The sequence below is a fragment of the Nocardia jinanensis genome, from assembly GCF_014645735.1.
Taxonomy (GTDB): Bacteria; Actinomycetota; Actinomycetes; order Mycobacteriales; family Mycobacteriaceae; genus Nocardia; species Nocardia jinanensis.
Window position 1 is genome coordinate 439,634 of record NZ_BMMH01000004.1, and the last position, 23,061, is coordinate 462,694.

A 23,061-nucleotide genomic window follows, 5' to 3' on the forward strand; every position below is an offset into this window, starting at 1 on the left:
AACACCACCGCAGCCGGCTCGGCCGAATTCGCAGTACCGCGCTGGATCGTCTCGGGCTCGCGGAGGCGCGCGTGATCCAGGGCGAGGTGGAGGATGCGTCGGGTAGGTCATGATGCGTTGGACGTTGTCGAGCAGACCCGGTCGGATCGGGTGCGGGTCGAGGTCGGCAAGCTCTACAAACGAACAGAGCGGGCGAAGAAGAATGTCGCGGTTGCTGAGCTGCGGCGACCGGATGCGCCCGGTGGTCAATGCACAGGAGTGAACTAATGCGGGTCGCTGTGACCGGGCACATGAACATAACTGAGGAAACCGCGGTGCTGGTCCGTGAAGAGATAGCTCGACGCCTCGCCGAGGTTCCCGATTTGGTGGGCGTGAGCTGTATCGCCCGGGGAGCCGATTCGGTGTTCGCGCAAGCGGTGCTCGAGGCCGGTGGCCGGCTCGAGGTGGTGCTGCCCTCTCGGAACTACCGCGAAGCCAAGGTGAAACCCGATCATGCGCCGGTGTTCGATGAGCTGGTGGCGCGTGCGTCCGAAGTGCGGGTGATGGATTTCGAAGAGGCCGGACGGGAGGCGTATGAGGCGGCGAACGAGGCGCTGCTCGGGTCGGCTGACCGGCTGGTCGCGGTGTGGGATGGGGAAGGTGGAGAGGCCGGTGGTACCGGCAGCGTGGTGAAGCTGGCGCGGGAACTTGGGGTGGCCGTGGATGTGGTGTGGCCGGAAGGTGCCGCCCGCGCTCGACCACGCTAAAACAGACTGAGGGCCCGATACACACCGACTACGGTCGCGGCGCCGACGATCTCGCCGCGGTCGATCATCCGCATCGCTTCGTCGAGCGCTACCCACCGGATCATTTCGGTTTCGTTGATATCCGGCCGGGTGTCGGTGAGGTCGGCGCCGTGGGCGAGATAGATGTCTTGGGGATGGTCGAGGGTGCCGATGGCGGGCTGATAGGTCACGAGGTGTCGCATGGTGCGCGGACGCCACCCGGTTTCCTCTTCGACTTCGCGGGCGGCTGCGGCGCTCACGTCTTCGGCGTGGTCGACATAGCCGCCGGGTAGCTCCCACACCCACTGGTCGATGATCCACCGGTGCCGGTACATCAGGAGCACCTCGCGGTCGTCGTTGAGTACCAACGTCATCGCGCACCGTGGCATCCGGGCTACGTACTGGGTGAACTGCGTCCCATCAGGGAGACGAATCTCCGCTGTCGACAACCTGATATGCCGGTTCTCGTCAACCACACACTCACCGAGGATCGTCCACTGGGTATCGCTCACACTCCCGACGGTAGCGAAGCCAGGTCGACGGTAGACGGACAAATGCAGGTCGAGGCGGCAGGGTGTTCTGGCTCGACAACGGCCGCCCTGCGCAACCTCACGAGACGCTACCGAAGCTGTGCACCTGAGTCGGTCCGTTTCGCCGCCACATCGCATCAGCCGGTGGCGTGGCGAGAGAGTTGTGACCGATGTCGTCTCTGCGCAAAGCGGAAGGCCTCGACGGGATTTCGGTGGACCTGAGTATCACCTTCGAGCCCGCTGAACGGGAACTCGGTCTAACTCTGGACGGGTACGGAACGGTCATCGACGAGGTCGCCACGCTCGAACCCCATCGTCTGGCCGGCTACCTCTACGAACTCGCCCGCGCGTTCACCGGCTTCTACGACACCTGCCCGGTTCTCACCGCCCCCGAACCCGTCCGCGGCAACCGCCTCGCCCTGTCCCAGCTGACCGCCCGAACCCTCGGCCACGGCCTCGGACTGCTGGGGATCGCCGCGCCGGAGCGGCTCTGGCCAGGAGAGAAGATCCCGGTGCTGTTCTGCCTGTTCTGCGGTCGCCGACCCCACGTATCCGCCCGGGGCCGCGACACCAGTGCTGGAGGCTCTGGAGAGCCGACTGGCATCGCCGCCCGCACACGAACTGGGCCGGTGCTGCACTCGGCAGACATTGTCTCCAACGGTGATGAATCGGGACTGGATTCGACGCTCTCGCCGGAGTGAAATGTTCGTTGGTTCACTGACTTCGGCCGATTCGCCGATATGTCTGCGCTGCATTGCAAATGGGTTGCGCTCTAAGCGATTCAGGTGTCGAATGGCCTTCGCGCTGGGCAGGGTAGAGCAGCTTCGGTGCGGCCCGGCGGGTGAGGACCCCATGTCGAAATGAGGTGAAAGCATGAAGGCTACTGCTGAGATACCTGGAGAAGACGGCAGTATCGTTCGATTTGTGGGTGGTGGAGCTCGAAGCGAATCGGTCGGGTTTCTTGCGCGGAGTAATGAAACGGGTCGGTTTGTATTACGTACGGAGTCGATACAAGAGATGTGGGGCGGCCTCCCGGTGAATGTCAGCGGTCTCTGCCGTGGGCATCTCTTCCTCCTGTATGGGGGGCGGGTATCGATTGAGTACGATCAGCTCAATATCGCAGCATCCGATCTATTTGTATCGATGAATCCGGTCGGGGGTGAAGTCGACAGCGAGGCACTCGACCTATGCTCACTTCTCGATAAGGTTGGAAAGATTCTTTTCCAGCTCGTGCCTGAATCGGTTGCGTCTACATTTCGTCTGGGAAGTGGAATTCCAATCGCCTTCGGGGGGAAAATAATCTCGGATCTGGACTATTCACGCTTTGAAGGCGCAGATGTATTCGTGGGCTCTTCGGCTACCGTTTCATTATATCGGATGTCGGCGCATTTCGATGATCGTTTTCGGGGTACTCTTGCTAACTCTTCGGAGGAGCGCCTGACGCTTGGCCTGGATCTGACTCGCCCGATGAAATTCGAGGAGGTAAAGCTGGTTGCCAAGGCGGTGCGCATTCTGCTGGCGTACGTAGAGGGTGCCGCTGCGGTCGACGGTGTCCAGCTCATTGCGGTCCCTGGATTCGCCGCCGATTGGTCTAACGCGGCGCTTACTGGCTGGGTACAGACCTGGGATGGGCGTCCCTCTATCCGTGTTGATATCTCAGAGCTCCCGGCCGGTCTTGAATTAATTCACGACTTCATCTTCAAGCTGCTCGAGACTCCACATGTCATTGAGGTGCTCACCGAAATATTGGCAAGCCGGGTAGCTAGTAGGTATCAGATTACTTTGCTGGGTACTGCGTGGGAGCATGTTGTCGCAAATATGGACAACGAGGGTAAAGTTCGTGAGCGCATATGTCAATTCGTTTCTGAAGCTACTGATTCGGATTCTGATTCCGAATTTTTGGTTGGTCTGGCATGGAATACCTACAACAAGTTGAAGCATCGCCAGTTGCAGCGGAAAGGACATCCTGACGACACGCGCCCAACCATCGATGATTTCAATGAAGACCACGCAAGTGCTCTGGCTAGATTTATGAAGATGGCACTCGTGGTCACCGTATTCTCGCAGCTTGGTCGTGCGGAAATCGCTCAGGATATTGGGGAAAACATCCGTGGATCAGTAGACTGGGAGCTGAGTCCTTATGGCAACCTGGCCCGAGCTTACAAGATTGGATCGGATTCCGATAGGTGACCGCCGGGGCGGTGCATCGCGGCCTAGTCCAGTGTGGATCGCGATACTTCGCAATTTTGGTGTTGATACCACCTGGTGTTGCGGTGCCGCTGGGACGATTTGCCGGCGCTCGATGTGCTCATTCTTGCCACGCCACCCTGATTGGGAGGGTATGCCACCGTTTTCGGATCGGCCTGGTAACTACGTGTGCGTGCCGGTGCGCTCGGCGAAGACCAGTAGGCCCGGCAGTGTCGCAGCCTGCGGGTGTTGTAGCAGGTCTGCGGTGATCTTCTGGATGGGTTTGCGGTAGCGGACTTCGTCGGGAGCGGCTTGTTCGGCAGCACACAGCGCCCGGTAGCACTGTTCGGGTTTGCCCCACTGGTGGAATGCGCGGGCTACGTCGGACCAGTAGCGGGCGCGGCTTTCGGCCAGCGGAATCGCTGCGGGATCGATCCGACGTGCCGCGTCGATCGCTGCCCCGGAGTCGCCGAGGACTCTGGCGATACTTACCTGGTACAGCCCGACCGTGCCGGATCCGAATCCGACGATGGAACGCGGACGCTCGTGGCCGAGCCGGGCAGCGGTGTGTGATGCCTCGGTGATTAGCGTTCGGGCGGACTCGCGATCGCCGTCGACCGCAGCGGTGTATGCCGCGGTCGACAGCAGTGACCCATACGCCACGAGGTATTCCCCCTGTGAAGTTCCGGCTGTAACGAGGTCGCGGTGTCGAGGACCAACCGTGTTGCGGTGTCGGTGTATCCGGTGCGGCGCAGCACGATCGCCCATGACCGATGGGCCGCGACTCGGGTCAGCGGGTCGTAACTACCGTCGGCTGCTTGCATCGCGCGGTCGGCGGTGGTCCAGGCGAGTTGATCGTGGCTGAGCTTGACACTCAGCCTGGCCGCCAGCACGTAGGCACGAGCGAGGACTGCCCCGGCTTCGGCGACATCGTCTGTGCTGGTGCCCGTGGCGCGGGTTGCCGCCGCGTCCGACAGCAGGCGGGGTAGTCCAGCGGCGAGTTCGGTGTAGTGCCCGCGGCCGAACATCGACTGTCCGGCGGCGATCCGGTGGCCGAGCTGCCCGAGATCGACCGGGATGCCGGGAGCGGGCGGGGCCAGCAGCGCACGCTCCAGCACGCGTAGCGGGTCGGATGCCGCTACCGCCCTCGACGGTGGCGGGGTGATGCCGAGAGCGGTGACGGTGCCGGCCAGGCCGGCCAGCAGCGTGCGACGACGCATGGGTTCGGTCTCCTCGTCCGGCGCTGGGGTGACGCCGACGATAGCGGCGTGGGCGGCCAACCGCACTGTGCGGAGGGGTAGGTCGGCCAATCCGAGAAATTCCGGCGGAATGCGCAAGGCGAAAGCGAGCGCGCGCAGCGCGCACTTTCGCTGCTTGCCGCATCCGTCATACTGCTGGTTGCGCGCGCATTACCAAATCCCGGTAGGGGAGACGCACGATCGGGTTAGCGGAAATGCCGATCTCCCATTCGATGTCCTCGAGATGTGCGGCTGCGCCGTCGCTGTCGGTAGCGAGAACCTCGGTTTCGACGAAGGCGCCGACACCGGCGACGAGATCAATGCTTACGACCGTGTCGTGACGGTCTGGGTGCCGGTAGGTGGTGCGTGCCTTCTCGACTCGTACAAGTTCGATCATTCCAACCGCGGTGAGTAGTGCGTTCGCCGCGCCCACCTCGCCGGGGCCGGCGAGCTGAACGTTGTTCTCCTGTTTCGCGACTACGCCGTGATCCGAATGGGTTGCTGTGCTGGACGGTGGTTTGTAGGTGATCTCGGCCGACCCATCGCGCTGCCGTACGCGCAGGCATTCGACAGTTTCCATGTAGTCGACGTCGGGCCGGCTGTAGTAGGTGTCGACTTCGGTCAGCGAGCTGATTTCGCAGTAGCCGAGTTCAGTGAGGCGTCGGCTCAGGGTTTCGCTGTCGGCGAGTTCGCGCTTGCGTTCGACCTCGATCAGGTCCATGCGGGAGATCATCCTTTCCAGTGAATTGCCGTGTGCAGTCGGGCAAGTGTCGGTTTCGAGCAGATCGATTGCAGGGTGCCGAGGGCGCTTTGCAAGGTTTCGGTGTCGCTCAGCGGGATGTTCTGGAACAGCACCATCTGCTTCGCGTCGACGAGCGGGTTCGATAGGCGGTGGGTGAGGAATCGGTTGTAGTAGCGGCGGTCGCGGGTGAACACATCATCGGCCGAGACCGGCATCAAGACCAGGTCTTGGGTGGGATGGGCGTTGATCGAGTGCACGGCGAACGCGGAAAGCAGTTCGTCGACGGTGAGGTAGGCGTAGGTCTCGCGGCCTTCCCGGGTCAGCCACGAATCCCAGGTTCGGACACAGTCGTCGGCGCCCTGTTCGGCCGCGGACATGAATGCCATCAGGGCTACGTCGCTGACTGCGTCGAAGATATCTCCGTCGATCACGTGATGATCGTCGAACGGTTCACTCACTGCGAGGACGTTCGCCCGTTGTATCGACGGCATGCGATCCGATTCCGTCAGGGTGTAGTGCACTCGTTTGTGGCCGGTCCGGAAGTCGATCCAGTCTCCGGATAGTGGTCCGTCGAGAACCGGCCGAAATCCGAGGATCCCGGAACGCCAGACATGGTCGCGGCAGGTGATGTAGTGCCGTTGGACCTCGCGGAACAGCCCGACCGGCCCTTCGATCACCGCGCACACCCGGGTATCCAGTTCGGCCACGGGCACAATGCGCGAGTTCTGCCGGGCGACGACCTCGTCGTCGTGATGGTGATAGGGATGGGTACCTTCACGCAGGTAGTGCGGGACGAACATGCGCCAGAACTGCAACCAGGACTGTGAGCTGTAGGACTGCATGACCCGCTCGTGCAGGCTCGGCGCGGCGACGGCGTAGACGTCGCGGTAGACGAAGTAACCGTAGGGGTGGAGCACGGTCGGCAGGGTCCGCATCAAGGTGTGCAGTCCGGAGTAGGCGCCACCGTAGGAGTAGACCTCGTGCATCAGGGCCGACGCGCTGATCACGTCGACCGGTTCGCGCAACAGTCGCCCGATGTCCTGAGCCCATCCGTGCACCAGCACGCACGACCCGACCGTGTTGAACCGTCCGATCGCGTCCGTGAGCGAGGTCGAGGAGACTCCGGGTGCCTCCACCAGGGTGAGTTGTACAGGGCGTGGCTCCTCGGCTGCCCGCGTCGCGAGGTAGTCGACGGCAGCGCCGCCACCCGGGCCGATCTCGACGAGATGCGGTTCAGGCGATTCGACGCGTTGCAACGCCCGGTATACGAGTAGTCCCTTCTCGTCGCCGTGGTCATTGGCGGCGACGTCGAGATAGGTCGCGGCCGACTTGTGCACATGCGCGAAGTGGTTCGGTGCTCCGATCATCACGGCCACCAGATCGTCGCCGCGATCACCAGCAGCGGTAGTCCGATCACGATGGCGAAACCGATTGCCACCGTGGCGCTCATGGACTCACCTTTGCGAATGCCCAGCGTGCGAAGCTGAGGCGCGGTACCACGGTTTCCACATCGGCCACGTCCATGACAGCGTTGAGTTCTAGCGGGCTCAGGTGGTCGGGCGCAGGCAAGATCATCAGGTCGGCCCGGGCGTTGCGCGCCTGGTCGGCCACCCGAAGCACCGACCGTTCGTCGGGCCACACGAGGTGGTACCCAAGGTGGCGGGCGAGGCGGTGTATCTGGGCGCGATCCCATTCGGGAGCATGGCTGACGTCGTAGTCGATCCAGCCGAACGCGATCGAGTAGTTCATGGCGCCGCCTGATCAGGCCGCGCGTAGTTGCGGATTGGAAGGTCAGTATGGAAAGGACCTATTGGGTCGGTGTCGTGTAGCGCGCGGAGCCCTGTAACTATCCGTTCCAGAAGGATGCGGTGATTGTGACAGCGGGTCTGGCGATCATGCAGTGTCGTGGACTGGCTGTTCTTACCGGGTCTGCCGGCCGCAGCAACTGAAGACACTTCGTCCGGAGAAAATCCGGTCACGGCGCGGGCATCGGTGGTTCTCATTGCTGCTCCCCTCGAGATCGATTCGGTGGGCTGTCAGTCCCAGAACAGCGGTGGAACCGCATGGCAAGAAAGGTGGCAAAACTGTTGAAAGAGACTTGCCGGTGCGGACTTTCCACCAGAATCGAGTCATGCAGGAGGGGAACGTCGAACGGGTAGCGGTGCCCGACAACAATCGTCAGCGCGCGCAGGTGGCCGATGAACTTGCGCGCGAAATCAAACGTCGGCGACAGGCGGCGGGGTTGAGCCAGCGCGAACTCGCAGCGCGAATCGGGTATACGCGTCAGTACGTGTCCATGACCGAGTGGGAGGACGCGAATCTGCCTTCCCGAGATCTTGTTGCGGCCATAGATGCAGGGCTCGACGCTGATGGTGAGCTTATGGCGGTACACGACCGGATCAAGCAAGAGCGGAAAGTCACCCGTCGAGACGTTAGCCGAGCAGACACAGCGGGTTCTGCGGGTGAGCAAAGTGAGTGTGTGCCCATGGGCGTCTTCGGCCCGCGCATTCATCCAGGGGCGTTATCGGAGGCGATAGATGTAGACATGCCACTGGATCGCGAACAGATCGGTGCATACCTTCGGTCGCAGCAGATGTCCGAACATGCGATCACGAGTCTCGTCGAGATGACCCGTCTGCTGGCTAGTCAGCGCCAAAGCGTGGCGCCGGGTGCGCTCCTCGGTCCCATCGAAGCACACCGGGACACTGTTTCGGCCCTGTTCCGGAGTACGAGCGACAGCCGGCTGAAAGAACGACTCGGATCACTGCTGGGTGAGACCTCCATTGTCGCAAGTCGAGTATGGAGTGCTGTCGGCGATCGTGCGATGGCGCTCTCGCACTGCGCATTTGCTCGCAAGCTGGCAGACAGCATGCGTGATCCGGTCATCGGAGGGGTGGCTCGAATATTCGAAAGCAACTTGCGGTCGGATGCGGCGACGCTGATCGGCTCGGACGGCGACGTAATCATTGGTCTGCGGATACTCAGAGACGCTGCAACGATGACAGATAGCTTGCCGCCTGCCGCCAGGGCAAGAATAGGCGCCGAGCTTGCCCAGGCATATGCGGTGCTCGAGCTTGATCGGGAGTGCCAGGACGCTCTGTCTCGCGCACGGCGCGCTGTTGACGACATTGATGAAGTTGACCGTACTGGGCTTTTCAGTGACTGGGATGCGAGTCGGCTTCTTGTTTACGAAGGCACCTGCTGGCTCTTCCTGAACAAGCCCCGGAAAGCCATCGTTGCTCTCGACGCGGCACTGAGCACAACTGGAGACGGGAACCGGAATGTGGGGCTCGCCGCACAGGTCGACCTGGCGAGCGCATACAACCAGATCGGAGAACTCGAAGAGGGGTGTCGGATTCTCGGAGAAACCCACAGCAGTCTCGTTGCCATGGGTAACCAACGTGGTATCGAACGTGCACATCGGGCAATCGAGAGAACCACACCGTGGCGCAACGAGCAGCCTGTCCGGGCGCTCCGGGAACGGATCCGAAGTACCGAGATTCAGTGAGCGGCACCGGTCAGTGATTGGACCGCGGAGACAACCGAGTCCGGATCCAAGGCATCGAGGATCTCATCGGGAGAGTGTTCCAGTAATTCGCTGTGCTTCATACGGTGCGTTACGACGATAACCCGAAAGCCGGCATGCCGAGCACAATAGATATCGTTCGGAGCGTCACCTACAACCACAGTCTGCGAAATAGCAAGCGGGCTTCCGAACTGGCTGAGATATCGGTCGGCGACAACAGCAGGCAGTTCCAGCCTGTCCCGGGAATCCGAGCCGTAAGCGCCAAGGTCGAGTCGCAGGAGCGAATCCAGGCCGGCCACTCTCAGCTTGGTTTCTGCCGCAGATCGCAAGTTACCGGTCAAGACGGTTTGAACGAACCCGAGTTTGTCCAGTTCTGCGATCGACTCGGCCGCACCGGCATAGGCCGGTTGGTCTCGCGCCAGCTCCGCTTCGCTTTCGGACATCACCTCCGCCAGTTCGTTGTGGAAGCGAGCAACGCCGGCCTGCGCCAGTTCTTGCGGGATACCCGACGTAACAGCTGCTTCGACAACGATCGACTCGTCGGTGAACCCGTGCACTCGTGCTGCTGGGAAAACCACATCGGGCTCCGCTAAAGCGTAAGTACGTGAGATAGCCCTTCGGAGCCATCTCAGGTCGGCAGGGATCAGGGTGCCGTCGATATCCCAGATGACGAGTCCCGGGCGCGCCGCAGTCATGAGAGGATTCTGACAGACCCGATCAGAACCTACGAGGCTGCGGTGACCGATCCGTCATGCGTACGCAGGGTCCTCGGTGCTTACCGTCGCTCACGAAAGAAATTCCAGGTGGGTCCTTGCCGGTGCCGTGCTGTTGCTCGGATTTGCCGTCGTTGTGCCGGTATCCAAGTACCTGGCGACCCTCGCCCCGGCGGGAACTTCCATCACGGCGTGATACCGCTGCTCGACCACACTCAACTTCACCAGCATCAGGCCTGGGTCCTTCACCACGAACGAACACGTTCGGGCGATCCAACCCGCGGCCAGCGGTGTCAAGCATCAGGTGAAGCCGGTGTGTCAAGCATCAGTTGAACCACGACAACCACGTTCCGCGAGTGCTTGCCGAGTTTCGCCATATAGGTTCAAGAGCGGCGGCGCCTGCGCGCCGCCGCCACGCAACCCGGCGTGGCCTGGCTGCGCTGGCGGCCCCACCGGGCGCGTCGGCGACACGCTGGCGCCACCTGCTTCCGACCCGAGATTGCTGAATTTTCAATAACCGAGAAGTGTGGGCGCGACGAGAGCCGTACCCGACTTACCTCCCGCAGCCGCACACGAGTCGGCCGGCAATCTGCCCGGTCAACCGGCTGTGGTCCCGTCGGCCGAATCGTCCACCAACGGCGAAGCCTCACCCTCAGGCTGTTTCTTCTCCGCCTCAACCGTTTCAACGTTCGGCTCGCCGTCCAGAGACTCAACCTCGGGTTCCGATACGACAGCGCTTGGTCGAAGCTCCCTGGCCTCACGAAAGGCGGGCTGATCAGCCGGGTAGTCCTTGCGATTGTCATCCATCGGCGACCAGGTACCCGTCACCCGACCGTTCTGCATGATCTCGGGCAGGGGATCGTTGTCCCAGCAAAACAGGTACCCGTCGTCGTCCTCGAAGGTCATCGCGGGGAGATACAAATACCTCTGCACCGGGCGAACCAGCGACAGATGCCGGACCGAGGTGTCAAGCACATCTACCCGATGCTCCCCACCCGCCTCCATCATCCGAGTAGGTGGCTGAAAGGACACTTTCACGTCTTCGAAGGCGGTGTTGTCAAATGGACACACGAGCCAACCGGGCTGCCATTTCAAGTCGTAGATTGGCCTGTCATCGGCGTTCTTGACACGCACTCCCCAGTGGAAGCCTTCTTCTCCCGCAAAGACGACGGTTGCATGGATCCTGCGGGTCCTTCTCAGAGCCCGTGCTTTCTCTTCTTCACGATCACGCGCCCTCTCCTTCGCGTTGTCGATCGCTACCCACATGGCGACGCTCACGGCGACTGTCGAGATGGCTGCACCCACCCAGGTACCTAACGGTCCCCATTCGAGACCCCAGCTCAACTTACGATTCAACACGGCCACAACGAATCCCACGACAATGGCCGCGACGGAACTGGCCGCTATGACTAGTTTCACATGCGGAACCGTAGTACACCGGATTCGATGCCGCCCGACCTCGCTCTAATCGCCGATGGTGACAATCGAAGACAGTGCGCGGCCTTCGGCCGCGTGGCCCTGCTGACTGGTGGCCTGCATTGTGTTCCCGTGTCCCTCCACCGTCAAGGGCGCCCAAGGGCGTCAGCTTCGCTGATGGGGCATTCACCACCCTTGACCGCGGAGCCTACGCGAGAAAGGCAGGCCCTATGGGGCAGGCGGGGAAGCCAGCCCCTGTATGCGCAGACCACCATCCAACAGGGCCAACCGTGGTCCGGACACAACGAAGCGGCGGGGTATCAATCTCCGCCGCTCCATTTCCGCCGGTCCGCAACTGGTCCGCAGAGCCGCCGTATTCGACCGACAGCCACCAACGACCCCAACGAACAATGCCCAGGTCACGCCACCTCAGCCGACGATGCCAACCCCGGCCATTCCTCGCAAAACAGATATTTCCCGCTCTCCTAAAGCGGGTTGCGCAGGTTCGCACCCTGCCAAGGGAACAACCATGTGCGCGGGTCAGGCGGTGATGCCTACCCCCGATGGGTGCACGCCACCACCGAGCAGGCCCCGTTGGGTCACTAGTGCTCTGACCACAATTGTTCACGGTGTTGATCGGAAGTCGGAGATCGTCATGCCGGACTACTCCCGCTCGTTTGGATGCCGTTCGAGAACGGTTGCTGGATACGCTCGGCGAGGTCAGTCGGCCGGTGGACGAGCCGGGATGAGAACAGCCGTCATCGACGACAAGCTCAGAAACCTTCGGGGTGTTGGGAAAGCCAATGCGCGTGCTGGTGCATGAGCGTGTCGCGTTCGGCGGGAGTGGGCAGCAGGACATCCGTGCCGCCGTCGTAGGGATGGTGTATCCGCTCCAAGGACAGATCAGTGATCATGACCCCTCTGGTGGCGTCGTTGGCTACAACGCGCAGAAGGTCATCTACAGCGCCGCGCTGCCAGGGTATGCGGCTGACGAACAGGTGGGTGTAGGAGATGAACTCAGCGTCGGTCTCGGTTGGGTCATTGCAGACAGAGGTCCAGTAGCGGGCACCGAGCCACTGTGCATGGTCAACGGGCGGCGCGTCTGGCTCAGGACGGTTGGACCAGCCGCAAGTGATGAGGTAGACCTCTTGCCCGGTGAACAACTCGTCCAGGACCGTGTTGTACCGGTCGAGCACGATGCTGTACTCGTCGGCAGTGTCGGGATAGCGCTTGGACCCGGGCAGGCTATGGAACCGTACCCATCGATCCCTATAGGCATGCTTGAGCTCATCAGCCAACGGGGGACACCGCCGCCAATGTCGTTGCCAGAGCCCCGACAGATCGTCACTACACATCCGATCACAGTATCCGCAGGATAAGTATGTTGATCACGAACATTTGGTGGCCCGTTTGCACTCAGGCTGCGGTCGCGTGGGGTCGTGGTCGGCCCCATCGTTGCTGGCGTTCACTACGGACGCGGGCACGTTCTCGGCGTTGCGCTGCGAGGATGTCGGGGTGGCGGGCGTTGGCGTTGCGCCAGCGCAGGTAGTCCTGCAGGCGCCGAGCGAGCACAGTGTGGTTGGGGTGGTTGGAATCGCCCATGGTGAAGGTGCGAAGCGGCCCGAACTGGGCCTCGATCGGATTGGCCCATGAGGCGTTGGTCGGGGTGAAACACAGTTCGACGTTGTTTTTCGCTGCCCAGGAACGGATCGCGGGTGTCTTGTTCGCGGAGAGATTGTCCAGGATCACGTAGACCGGCTCGCCGTCGGGGCGGGCGGTGCGGATCGACTTCAGGGCAGCCAGGCTGAGGTCGCCGCCTTTGCGGCGGCGGGTGACGCCCCACAACTGGTCGTCGTCGAGGCTGTAGCAGCCGTGGAAGTAGCGGATGCCATGGGTTCGGCGGTAGGTCGCGGGCAGCCGGTGCGGTTTCGACGCCTGCGTCCATGCCGATCCGTGGCAGGGCCGGATCGACAGCGGCCCGAACTGGTCGAACGAGAAGCACCGGTCGGGGTGTTCGGTGGTGACCCGCTCGATCCGGTCCAGTTTCGTTTCTTTGTCCGGATCGGTGGATTCTTTCCAGGTTCGGGTGTGTTGGAAGGTGATCCCACGCTCACACAGGATCTGCCGCAGCCGCTCACGGCCGACCGTCACGATCCGAACCGGGTTATCAGCCAGGGAACCGGCGAGTTTGCGCACGCTCCAGTGCGTGAACGGCCGGTCGAGGGTGACCGGTCGCGTTGTGGCCGCCGCGATGACGAACTCGATGTCGTCATCGCTGATCAGGCGGGGACGGCCTCCCGCCCATCGAGGGTCCAGCGCGGCCAGGCCTTTCTCGTTGAACGCATGGATCACGTCCCGGACGGTGTCCTCGTCGGCTGCCACCAGTCGGGCGATCGCCGGTACCAGCGTCCCGGACGCCGACGCCATGATGATCATCGCCCGCCGCATCCGGATCGCCGACCTTTACCGCGCCGCACAATCTGTTGCAGCCGTTGACCTTCCGCGTCGGTCAGCCGACGCGCTCGAACCGGTTCCGCTACAAATCACCCCACACAATTGACAGCGATCACCGTCAACAGTGCGGCAATCTCCCCCACACCGCCGGATTCCCAGCGGCGTGTCACCTCAACCCGGCCAACGTTCGTGGTCAACGCACTAGACCGCCTATCTCCGGCTACGACGAAAACAGATACTTCAAATCGCCGCCCCGCCTGAGGTTATCGATCCTCTGTCGGTATTGGTCTCGCTGATGTGTCGCGTACATGCTCACTGTTTCGCCGGTGACGATCGCCCGGATGACAGTGTTCAGCGCGCTCCGGCCCATTGCCAGGGCGAAATCAGCGATGCTTTCGCACGCCGCGGTGGACAGCGTGCCTCCGTGGATCGCTGCGTTACGGGATCGCGTCAACCGTCCCACCCGGGCATTGAGCAGGCGGAACTCGGCATCGAAGGAACTTCCGAGTGCGGTCGTCGAGCGGAGGATGTCGTCGGTTTCGCTGAGCTGACGCACCAGCCAGTGCTTCGAGTAGATCCGTCTCAACGTGCCCACATGTGGCAGGGCTTTCCGTACATCAAAATGCGAGCTCCACCCGGACTCTTCGATGTCGTCTTGTATCGCCCTCAGGGCTGGATCGTCCGGTGCACCAGGTGTGCGATCCGGCCTGTGCTGGACCACGGCGGCAAAGGCATCGTGTCCGATACGATTCGCCAACGATGTGACGGCGAACTCGTCGAACAGGTACTCCTCGGCAAACGCGTACCAGTTGTACTTCTCGTGGGGCGCAACCCAGGTATTGCAATGTTCGATGGCCCTGACCGCGGCTGTGACAATTGCTTGCGGGTCTTCCCGAGGTACACCCGTGAGCGCATGAAGGAGCGCGAGCACTGGCTGCAGCTGTTGTGCACGTTCGCTGGTGATCAGAAAGCCGTCAGCAGTCATCTCCCTAAGATTGGTGGAGAAGTAATCGTTCTCAAAAAATACGGGATTGGGCATTGGATGCTTCGGCCCCCACTCGGTGGGACGCGGGTTGTAGAAACCGTCGCCGAAAAGCAATGTGCCGCCGAGAACCTGCCACATCTCCTCCGGAGCTCCTGCCACTGCGAGTACCGTGTCCAAGTACAGTCGAGCCATTTCTACGGCGCGGTGGCGCTCGACTCCGTCAACGGCCACCCTGGCGTAGACGAGCTGCGGAAGGTACTCGAAACCGGAAAAATCGTCCATATCGTCGGACAGTTGAAGTTCGCGAATCTTGTCGGTCAGCAGCTCCTCCGGCACCACGGAGAAATTTTCCCGTGCTCGCTCATGGTCGCAGAGTGCACTGGCCAGCTGCTGTGCGTCGTAGAATGTGACATTGCCATGGGTCATGCACTCGTAGCCCTTGACAAACGCCGGGTGAAGACGAAACCACACAACGTAATCCGCCGTTGCGGGCGTCTGCACAATGCAGCGCTCGGCCAGGGTAGCCAGTTCGCTATCGGTCAAATTTGTCGGTGCATTGAAGTTCTCGGGTGTAATTGGGTCGACCGGGTCGCCAACCCTAACTTGCGCGTCTCTGACGCTGCTGGCATGTCCAAACAGAACCTTCACAGCGGTTGACATTGGGCTCCAAAACCAACGCCCTTGCCGGCGCAAGTCGCTTAGTCCGACCAGCGTGTCTCGAAGGTAAGCAACTCGCTCGTGCGGGTATTTGGCATAGTCAATATCGCGGCACGCTTCCACCAAGTCACTCCAAGCCGCAACGAGGGCCTCATCCGGTTCCAGAGCCTTAGCCAGCGTGTCAACATGCCCGGCGATTACGGGCCGTACGCTGTCCTCAAGGTTGTACCCTCTTCCATTCGTCTTGGGAACGAGCAGTTGACTCGTGATCGTTTGGTGAACGACTGTCGCCTTGGAGCCGACCAATTTTTGCAGTTGTGGCCCTATCCAAGTGGCGGCCTCGTCGAGGTCAGAGGCCATCGACTGCCAGTCACGTACCTGCTGCCCAGTATGTTCGCGTGCATCCGCACAGGCGTTAGAGATTTCATGAACGATCGCGGTCAACGGCATACGACCTGCCGTGCAGGTGATCGTTTTCTTCCGCCCGGTGTACTCGTCGAGTTCCTCAAGCCACCGATCACGCTGTTCGAACATCCAACCTCCTCTTGTGCTGGTCATTTGTTAATAGCCGCGCGGCATGACAGGTCGTTCGTTGTCAGTTTGACGTCGATAAGTGTGTTTCGCCAGGTAATCGACCGGGATGCAGCGGGACCAGAACGGGACCACACGCTACGCACGATGCCGAACAACCGCCATGTCAGCGCCGATCGGCGCATCACCGAATCATGCTTCTGACCAGGTAATTTCGCTCAGCGGCTGGACTGGGGGGCAAGTGGGTCGGTGACGACAGGTCTGACGACAACGCCGACGACAGCGGAGTCAGTCGCACCGCCCACTTCGTGCCGACTGAGGGTCGAAACGCCCTGATCGCGGACCGGTCCCGTGCCTGGCAGTGTGAGGACACGGGGATTCGAGGCCGCTTGGCTTCATCAAGACGCAGGCCGGGTCCGGGACCACCCCGTTCCCGGCCTGTTCTATTTGACCCAACCCGCATTTACCTGAAGGTCTGCCCGGATTGCAGCACGGCCGGGGACCTTCTTTATGCGGTCCTGGCCTCGGTATGTTGATCGCGTAGCACTCGTCGGCGAATCTTGCCGGTCTGCGTTTTCGGCAGGTCCGCGACGACTTCCACAGTCCTAGGTCGTTTGTAGGGCGCGAGTCGATCACGGGTGAACGAGATCAGGTCATCGGGCCTGGCGCTGTGCCCGTCCTTCAGGGAGACGTAGGCGGCCACGGACTCACCTTGATACTCGTCAGGAATCCCTACGACTGCCGCTTCGAGCACAGCCGGATGCTCGTAGAGGACATCCTCGACCTCGCGCGGCCACACTTTGTACCCGGAGACGTTGATCTGGTCTTTGATCCGATCGACCAGATACACCCACCCCTGCTCGTCCACGATCGCGCTGTCGCCGGTTCGGAGGCGGCCTTCGGGCAGGGCGGCCTCGGATTCTTCTGGTTTGCGCCAGTATCCACGGATAACCTGTGGGCCGGTGACGACGAGTTCACCTTGGTTGCCGGGTGGGAGGGGGTGGCCTTCGGGGTCGACCACCTCGACGTTCACCCCCGGGAGCGGTAGTCCGATGGACAGGGTGCCGCTGTTCGGGTCGACCGGTGCGCTCGTTCCTGGCGGTACCGCGGTGACTGCCGACGAGGTTTCGGTCATGCCGTAGGCGTTGTGGATGTAGTGCCCGAACCGTTCGCGGAATCGGGCGACCGTGCTCGGCGGGACCGGTGCGCCCCCGCTGAACAGCGTCTTGATGGTGGAGAAGTGTTCGGCGGTGGCGTATTCGGAGTTCATCATCGCGTTGAAGGCGGTGATGGAACCGATTGTGTAGGTGACGCCATGTTCGCGGAGTGCGCTTACGGCGACATCAGTGTTGAATCGTCCGGTGAACACCAGCGATGTCCGTTCGGTTAGCGCGAGTGCGCCGATGACGACGGCTCCGGTTATGTGGAACAGCGGGGCCAGTGCGAAGACGACGTCGCCGGGCATGATGCCTGCGAGCTCGGCGAAACTGCTGGTTACCGCGCGGACATTGGCGTGCGAGTTCATCGCGCCCTTGGGTGGGCCGGTGGTGCCGGAGGTGTAGGCGAGGAATGCCAGGTCCTCGCCGCGCACCTGAACCTGCGGCGGTGGCTGCCCGATGTACCTGTGGGCCAAGCAGAGGAGGTCGGAATCGCGGGGAATCGACTTCGTCGCACCGACTTCGATCACCCGGGGGTCGTGGCGCGACTGCAGTTCCGACTCGGAAGTTCCCAGCACCCACCGGACCTCGGTGCCCTCGATGTCCTCCTGGACCTGCCGCACATCGCGGTCGGTGGTGATGATCCCGATCGGTTCGGCGTCGCTGACGAGTTCGCGGAGTTCCCGCCCGCGATACATCGGATTGAGCAGCAGCGCGACGGCACCGAGTTTCCACAGCGCGAGCAGGACCAGCGCGTATTGCGGAATGTTCTGTAGGTGGATACCCACCCGCTCTCCGTGACCCACGCCGCGCTCGGCCAGCGCGACAGCGAGTGCGTTGGCGAGATCGTCGGTCTGGCGCACGGAGAGCGTCGTGTCGAAGTACACGATGGCCGGGGCGTCGGCGTCGCGCTGCACCCGGTCGTTCCATGCCTCCACGAGTGTGTCGAAACGTGGACGGTGTTCGGGAGCCACCAGCTGCGCGGACCCCCCGCCCGCCGCACCCTCATCAAATGCGGCGGGCGGAGCTGTCCGGGCCGACCTGGTGTCGCCGGCGCTCATGCCGGGAGTTCCTTCCGCCCCGTCTCGCGGATCGTCGCGACGGTGAGCAGCCCGATGGCGCAGACGCCCATCACCCAGTAGGCGGGTGACATCGCACTGCCCGTTGATTCGACCAGTTGGGCGGCGACATACGGTGCCGTTCCGCCGGCCGCGATGGTGCCGATATTGAAGCCGAGGGAGACCCCGGTGTAGCGGACCGTGCGGGGGAACAGTTCGGTGAACAGCGGGAACGCCGGAACCTGCACCACACCGTTGAGGACCATGTAGACGAAGTAGACGAGGCCGATCACGACAATGCTGCTCGTCGCACCCATGATCAGGAACGCCGGGAGGGCGATCACGACGTAGGCGAGGTAGCCGAAGATGAGGACTGGTTTCCGGCCGTACCTGTCGGTGAGCATGCCGCTGATCGGGAAGGTGGCGCAGGCCAGGGCGATGGCGATGGCTGATGTCCAGTACACGGCGTCTTTGGAGAAGCCGAGGTTCTTGATCAGGTAGACGCTGAAGTAGGTCAATCCGATATAGCCGGAGCCGTTCATCGCGATGGCGACACCGACGACGCGGAGTACCGACCACGGGTTCTTCGTGACGACGTCCTTGAGCGGGCTCTTGGCGACCTGCTCCTTCTCGGCCATCTCCTCGAATTCGGGGGTGTCTTCGAGCTTCAACCGGACGCGGAGGCAGACGTAGGCGAGGGGGAGGGCGAGCAGGAACGGGATGCGCCAGCCCCACGACTCCATCTGTTCGTCGGTGGTGACGAGGGCGACCAGGCCGACGACGGCGGCGGCGACGGCGAAGCCGAGGGTGGAGCCGACCGGGGTGAAGGAGCCGAAGAAGCCGCGTCGCCCGGGTGGGGCCGATTCGGCGATGTAGGTCGCCGCGCCGCCTACTTCGCCGCCGGCGGAGAAGCCCTGGGCGAGTCGGACGAGTACTAGAAGGACGGGGGCGAGTACGCCGACGGACGAATGGGTGGGGAGTAACCCGAGGATGCCGCAGGCTATGCCCATCGCGACGACTGTGGCCACGAGGGCGTGGCGGCGGCCGCGGCGGTCGCCGAGGCGGCCGAAGAAGATGCCGCCGAGGGGGCGGGCGACGTAGGCGACGCCGAACACGGCGAGGGTCGACAGGATCGACACCCCGGGATTGTCGGACGGGAAGAACAGGGGGGCGATGGTGACGGCGAGGAAGCCGTAGACCGCGAAGTCGTAGTACTCGATGAGGGTGCCGACGCCGCCGGCGATGGCGGCGCGGCGGGCCACTGAGTTGGACTTCTTCGGGGCGGTCACCTGATGCCGGCCGGTGGGCTGTCTGTCAGGGTTCTCGACGCGATGATCGACATTGGTCATTGCGGTTGTCCTTGGCGTGTGTGCTCGGCGAGCAGGAGTTCATACGAGCCACCGGCTTCGATGACCTGAACGGTCCGCGGATTCGGTGGGGTTCCGACCAGGTCGGTTCCCTCGGGCCGGCGCAGGGTCGCGGCGCGCCAGTCGAGGACCACGGGATCGTCCACTGTCACAGCGGTCGATACGCCGGGGATCGTGATCAACGGCATGCCGTTGAAGGTCTCGCCGCGCCAGAAGCCGGGCGAGAAGGATTCCGCGACGATGGCCGAGATCCCCGCATTGCGGAGGGCGACCATGGGCGGATAGTGCGGGTGACCGTAGCCGAAGTTACGGCCGCCGACGATGATATCGCCGGGGCGGACGCGGTCGGCGAAGGTGGGGTCGTAGGCCTGCATGCACACCGAGCGCAGGTGGTCGGGGTCGTAGGACTTGATATTGGAGACGCCGACGACGAGGTCGATATCGAAATCGTCGCCGAAGATCCAAGCGACCTTGCCTTCGATAAGGTCGGGTGGGGGTGGGTAGGCGCTCATAGGGCCGACTCCTGGATGGTGCCGGTGAGGGCGCTCGCGGCGACGGTGTAGGGGGAGCCCATGTAGATATTGGCGTCGGGGCTGCCCATACGTCCGGAGATGTTGAGGACGCCGGTGGAGATGCAGTTCTCGCCGGGTTGCAGGGGTTTCTGGTAGCCGAAGCAGAAATCGCAGCTCGATATATTGATATGCGCACCTGCGGATCGGAGCACATCGAGGAGACCCTCTGCCTCGGCCTGCTCGTACACCTTCTGGGAGGTGGGGACGACATTGAGTTCCACGCCGGGCGCGACCTTGCGACCGTCGAGGACCAGGGCGGCGGCGCGCAGATCTTCGATGCGGCCGCTGGCGCACGAGCCGATGAATGCCTTGGTGATGGGTGTGCCGGTGAGTTCCTGGGCGGTTTTGGTGTTGACGGCTCGGGCCGAGCCGGGCAGCACTACCCGGGGAGTCAGGGTCGAGAGGTCGATGGTGTGGCGGGCCGCGTAGGTGGCGTCGGGGTCGGGATAGACCGGGTCGAAGTCGCGGCGGGCGACCTCGTTCGCGTAGGCGAGGGACATCTCGTCGGGTTCGAAGATCGCGGAGACGGCACCGGTGAACATGGCCATTCCGCACAGGCCCTGGCGGTGGTCGATGGCCATGGCGCGGGCGCCGGGGCCGCCGAATTCCATCACCTGATGGGCGCAGCCGTCGGCGCCGACCATATCGATGATGGTGTGGACGAGGTCGCGGCTGTCGACGCCGGGTGGGAATTCGCCGACGAGGTCGAAGCGGGTGGTGGCGGGGATATCGACGAAGATCTTGCCGGTGACCCAGGCTTCGATGAGGTCGCGGCGGATGCCCCAGCCGAGGGCGCCGAAGGCTCCGATACCGCTGATGTGGCCGTCGAAGTGGACGAGGAATTCGCCGGGGATCGCGAGGCCCAGTTCGGCGGTGAGCTGGTGGCCGATGCCGCGGCCCTCGTGCAATTCGATGCCGTAGAAGTCGCACCAGTCGCGGGTGACCTGGTGGACTTCGGTTTCCTTGTCGTTGCGCTTGGTGAGCATGTGATCGATGAAGACGATGTAGCGGCTCGGGTCCTGGAGCTCGGTGATGCCGAAGTCGTCGCGCATCTGCCGGAACATCACGTCGGTGTACCCGGGGAAGTCGTAGGCGATCATGCGCGCGGGGTGGACCGCGTGGTTCTCGGCGGCGCGGACAGTGTCCTGGTCGGAGGCGCGGCCCAGGATCTTCTCCGTCATGGTGTAACCCACGGCGGTCACCGGTCCTGTTTCGCGGGTAGGTACTTGTTCTGCTTGGCCTCGACCTCGGGGAAGCCGATCAGTTCGACGAATTCGTGGTGCTGGAGTGTGTCGGCGCTGACCTGGGCGGGTGCTTCGCCCGCGGCGAGCCGGCGCAGCGTCGCCTGGGCGGCCCCGGCCACTGCCATCAGGACCTGGGTCGGCAGCAGGGCGAGGCGGACGCCGATCTGGGCGAGGATCTCGGGGGTGAAATCGCGTTCGGTCCAGGTGGAGGCGGTGAGGGTGGCCATCAGCGGGACCCCGGCCTCTTCGTGGCAGCGCTGCCACTGTTCGACGGTTTCGAAGGTTTTGGTCACCGGCATGATCATGTCGGCGCCGGCTTCGACGTAGGCCTGGGCGCGGCGGATGGCGTCGTCGCCGCGGGCGTCGGTGCGGGCGATCAGGAGGACGTCGTCGGGGATCGAATCGCGGACGGCGCGGATCTTGCCGGTCGCTTCGCCGATGGTGATCAGGTCGACGGGGTCGCCCACGCAGATGGGGCAGGACTTGGGGGAGACCTGGTCCTCCATGAACATCCCGCCGACGCCCGCGTCCGCGAACTTGGCGGCGGTGCGGGCGGCGTTGACGGCGTTGCCGTAGCCGGTGTCGATATCGGCGACCAGTGGCAGCTTCGAGGACTCTCGGATGGTGCGGACTGCCTGCAGGTTCTCGGTCTGGGTGTAGAGCTCGGCGTCGGGCAGGCCCAGCGCCGCCGAGACGGCGAATCCGGACGCGCACAGGGCGCTGAATCCGGCCTGTTCGGCGAGACGGGCGGTCAAACCGTCCCATACGCCGGGGGCGTAGACGAGTCCGTTCGACGTGAGGTCTTTCAAGGTCGGGCTGCGCACCAGTCCACTCTCCGTTTCGCAATGCGGAATGCGTTTCGTATCTCGGTACGCACGGTAAGGTGGTGCGGGTCACAAAGTCAACCCCGGTCGGTGGATGTCTGTTCGTATGGTGACGACACCGATCGCACGATCAACGAAAGCGAGTGAGCCGCAGTGACTGTGTCCATCGAGTCCGAAGCGCCGGGCGGTCGCGACGTTGTGGGCGCTGTTCTCAAGGCCTGCACGCTGCTCGGTCACTTCGGTGCGGACCGGCCCGTCTGGACGCTGAACGACCTCACCACGGCGAGTGGGATGAACAAGACGACGGTGTATCGCCTGATGTCCACGCTGATCCAGGCGGGGTGGGTGACTCGTACCGAAGAAGGCGCCTACCGCGTCGCGATGCCGGTATTCGAGATCGGTTCCGCTGCGCTGTCGAAGCTCGATATCCGTTCCGCGGCAAAGCCGTTCATGTCCGAACTGGCGTCCGCCTTCGGTAATACCGCCTACCTGATGGTGCCCGCGGAACAGGGCGCGGTCTGCATCGACCTGCTCGAAGGACGCAACGCCCTGGTCGTCGCCGGGATCAACATCGGGTCCGTGATGCCCTATCACGCCGCGGCGGGGCCCATCGTCATGCTCGCTCACTCGCAAGCTCTGCGGGACAGGTGGATCACGACCGATCTGCCCGCGATCACCGATCGAACCATCACCGATGTGGACAGACTCGTCGAACACCTCGACGCGATCAGGGAAGCCGGCTACTCGCTGAGCAACTCCGACTATCTGCCCGGGGTCGCCGCGGTGGGGGCGCCGATATTGGGGCGGGACGGATCGGTGGTCGCGTCCATCAGCGTGGGCGGCCGGGCCGAGGAGTTCGAAGGCGACGCGCTCACCGCGAAAATCGAGCGGGTGTGCGACGCGGGCGTGCGGATCACGAGGATCGCGCAAGCGCTACCGCGGGGCTGAAGGGCCCGCGGCTGACAGTCGAGGGTGACCTTCCGTGGGAGCCGGCCGCGATCGTCCTGACATCACGGGGCCTGCGAATGTGACGTTTTCGTATGCTCGATGAAATCGAAATGTTGGACAGGGGCGAGCGGGATAATCGGGTGCGGCT

At 63.0% G+C, this 23,061-nt stretch carries 21 protein-coding genes; 5 read left to right on the top strand and 16 right to left on the bottom strand.

Annotation, left to right across the window (positions count from 1 at the left end; translation table 11 throughout):
• The first annotated feature begins 401 nt into the window (after positions 1-401).
• The gene (locus IEY68_RS13245) at positions 402-746 is read left to right on the top strand and encodes a hypothetical protein (RefSeq protein ID WP_229718751.1); all 345 of its coding nucleotides are present in this window, start codon (positions 402-404) and stop codon (positions 744-746) included.
• Here the strand turns inward: IEY68_RS13245 and IEY68_RS13250 are convergent.
• A complete protein-coding gene (locus tag IEY68_RS13250; RefSeq protein WP_058856918.1) occupies positions 743-1,276 on the bottom strand; it encodes an NUDIX domain-containing protein in 534 nt (177 codons plus the stop codon). The genes IEY68_RS13245 and IEY68_RS13250 overlap by 4 nt on opposite strands.
• Positions 1,277-1,464: 188 nt before the next feature.
• On the opposite strand from IEY68_RS13250, the gene IEY68_RS13255 reads away from it, so the two are divergent.
• On the top strand, positions 1,465-1,995 hold the full coding sequence (locus IEY68_RS13255; RefSeq protein WP_058856917.1) for a DALR anticodon-binding domain-containing protein: 531 nt from the start codon (positions 1,465-1,467) through the stop codon (positions 1,993-1,995).
• A gap of 172 nt (positions 1,996-2,167) precedes the next feature.
• Positions 2,168-3,484 carry a hypothetical protein gene (locus IEY68_RS13260; RefSeq protein ID WP_156426411.1) on the top strand — a complete coding sequence of 439 codons (1,317 nt, stop codon included), beginning with the start codon at positions 2,168-2,170 and terminating at the stop codon, positions 3,482-3,484.
• 180 nt (positions 3,485-3,664) lie between these two features.
• Here IEY68_RS13260 and IEY68_RS13265 read toward each other — a convergent pair whose 3' ends face one another.
• The 5 genes from IEY68_RS13265 to IEY68_RS13285 form a co-directional block, all read right to left on the bottom strand.
• Positions 3,665-4,144 (bottom strand): hypothetical protein, encoded by a 480-nt coding sequence (locus tag IEY68_RS13265; RefSeq protein WP_058856915.1) that lies wholly within the window; start codon positions 4,142-4,144, stop codon positions 3,665-3,667.
• Complete coding sequence (locus IEY68_RS13270; protein ID WP_156426410.1) at positions 4,066-4,791, bottom strand: hypothetical protein; 726 nt, start codon at positions 4,789-4,791, stop codon at positions 4,066-4,068. The genes IEY68_RS13265 and IEY68_RS13270 overlap by 79 nt, the downstream gene beginning before the upstream one ends.
• Before the next feature lie 76 nt (positions 4,792-4,867).
• Positions 4,868-5,440, bottom strand: coding sequence for a class IV adenylate cyclase (gene cyaB / locus IEY68_RS13275; protein ID WP_189094232.1), 573 nt, complete (start codon positions 5,438-5,440; stop codon positions 4,868-4,870).
• Positions 5,441-5,448: 8 nt separating this feature from the next.
• Positions 5,449-6,828 (bottom strand): hypothetical protein, encoded by a 1,380-nt coding sequence (locus IEY68_RS13280; RefSeq protein WP_058856929.1) that lies wholly within the window; start codon positions 6,826-6,828, stop codon positions 5,449-5,451.
• A gap of 79 nt (positions 6,829-6,907) precedes the next feature.
• Complete coding sequence (locus tag IEY68_RS13285; protein WP_058856912.1) at positions 6,908-7,210, bottom strand: hypothetical protein; 303 nt, start codon at positions 7,208-7,210, stop codon at positions 6,908-6,910.
• A gap of 382 nt (positions 7,211-7,592) precedes the next feature.
• Here IEY68_RS13285 and IEY68_RS13290 point away from each other — a divergent pair, with 382 nt between their 5' ends.
• Positions 7,593-8,969 carry a helix-turn-helix domain-containing protein gene (locus IEY68_RS13290; protein ID WP_058856911.1) on the top strand — a complete coding sequence of 459 codons (1,377 nt, stop codon included), beginning with the start codon at positions 7,593-7,595 and terminating at the stop codon, positions 8,967-8,969.
• Here IEY68_RS13290 and IEY68_RS13295 read toward each other — a convergent pair.
• The 10 genes from IEY68_RS13295 to IEY68_RS13340 all read right to left on the bottom strand — a co-directional run bounded on the left by IEY68_RS13295 (position 8,963) and on the right by IEY68_RS13340 (position 21,965).
• Positions 8,963-9,682 (bottom strand): HAD family hydrolase, encoded by a 720-nt coding sequence (locus IEY68_RS13295; RefSeq protein WP_058856910.1) that lies wholly within the window; start codon positions 9,680-9,682, stop codon positions 8,963-8,965. The genes IEY68_RS13290 and IEY68_RS13295 overlap by 7 nt on opposite strands.
• 615 nt (positions 9,683-10,297) lie before the next feature.
• Positions 10,298-11,119, bottom strand: coding sequence for a hypothetical protein (locus tag IEY68_RS13300; RefSeq protein WP_058856909.1), 822 nt, complete (start codon positions 11,117-11,119; stop codon positions 10,298-10,300).
• A gap of 770 nt (positions 11,120-11,889) precedes the next feature.
• Positions 11,890-12,414, bottom strand: a complete 525-nt coding sequence (locus IEY68_RS13305) for a DUF3885 domain-containing protein (RefSeq protein WP_058856908.1) — start codon at positions 12,412-12,414, stop codon at positions 11,890-11,892.
• Positions 12,415-12,532: 118 nt separating this feature from the next.
• The gene (locus tag IEY68_RS13310; protein ID WP_229718752.1) at positions 12,533-13,564 is read right to left on the bottom strand and encodes an IS630 family transposase; all 1,032 of its coding nucleotides are present in this window, start codon (positions 13,562-13,564) and stop codon (positions 12,533-12,535) included.
• A 226-nt stretch (positions 13,565-13,790) separates the two neighbouring features.
• Complete coding sequence (locus tag IEY68_RS36170) at positions 13,791-15,746, bottom strand: hypothetical protein (RefSeq protein WP_229718753.1); 1,956 nt, start codon at positions 15,744-15,746, stop codon at positions 13,791-13,793.
• A gap of 505 nt (positions 15,747-16,251) precedes the next feature.
• A complete protein-coding gene (locus tag IEY68_RS13320; protein ID WP_082681658.1) occupies positions 16,252-17,961 on the bottom strand; it encodes a class I adenylate-forming enzyme family protein in 1,710 nt (569 codons plus the stop codon).
• Entirely contained in the window at positions 17,958-19,307 is a 1,350-nt protein-coding gene (locus IEY68_RS13325) for an MFS transporter (protein ID WP_058856907.1), read from the bottom strand. Before IEY68_RS13325 ends, IEY68_RS13320 begins: the two co-directional genes overlap by 4 nt.
• Positions 19,304-19,837 carry a 3-isopropylmalate dehydratase small subunit gene (locus IEY68_RS13330; protein WP_058856906.1) on the bottom strand — a complete coding sequence of 178 codons (534 nt, stop codon included), beginning with the start codon at positions 19,835-19,837 and terminating at the stop codon, positions 19,304-19,306. Before IEY68_RS13330 ends, IEY68_RS13325 begins: the two co-directional genes overlap by 4 nt.
• A complete protein-coding gene (locus IEY68_RS13335) occupies positions 19,834-21,078 on the bottom strand; it encodes a 3-isopropylmalate dehydratase large subunit (RefSeq protein WP_058856925.1) in 1,245 nt (414 codons plus the stop codon). The genes IEY68_RS13330 and IEY68_RS13335 overlap by 4 nt, the downstream gene beginning before the upstream one ends.
• Positions 21,079-21,095: 17 nt before the next feature.
• On the bottom strand, positions 21,096-21,965 hold the full coding sequence (locus tag IEY68_RS13340; RefSeq protein WP_058856905.1) for an isocitrate lyase/PEP mutase family protein: 870 nt from the start codon (positions 21,963-21,965) through the stop codon (positions 21,096-21,098).
• A gap of 153 nt (positions 21,966-22,118) precedes the next feature.
• On the opposite strand from IEY68_RS13340, the gene IEY68_RS13345 reads away from it, so the two are divergent.
• Positions 22,119-22,913 carry an IclR family transcriptional regulator gene (locus IEY68_RS13345; RefSeq protein ID WP_058856904.1) on the top strand — a complete coding sequence of 265 codons (795 nt, stop codon included), beginning with the start codon at positions 22,119-22,121 and terminating at the stop codon, positions 22,911-22,913.
• Positions 22,914-23,061: the final 148 nt, after the last annotated feature.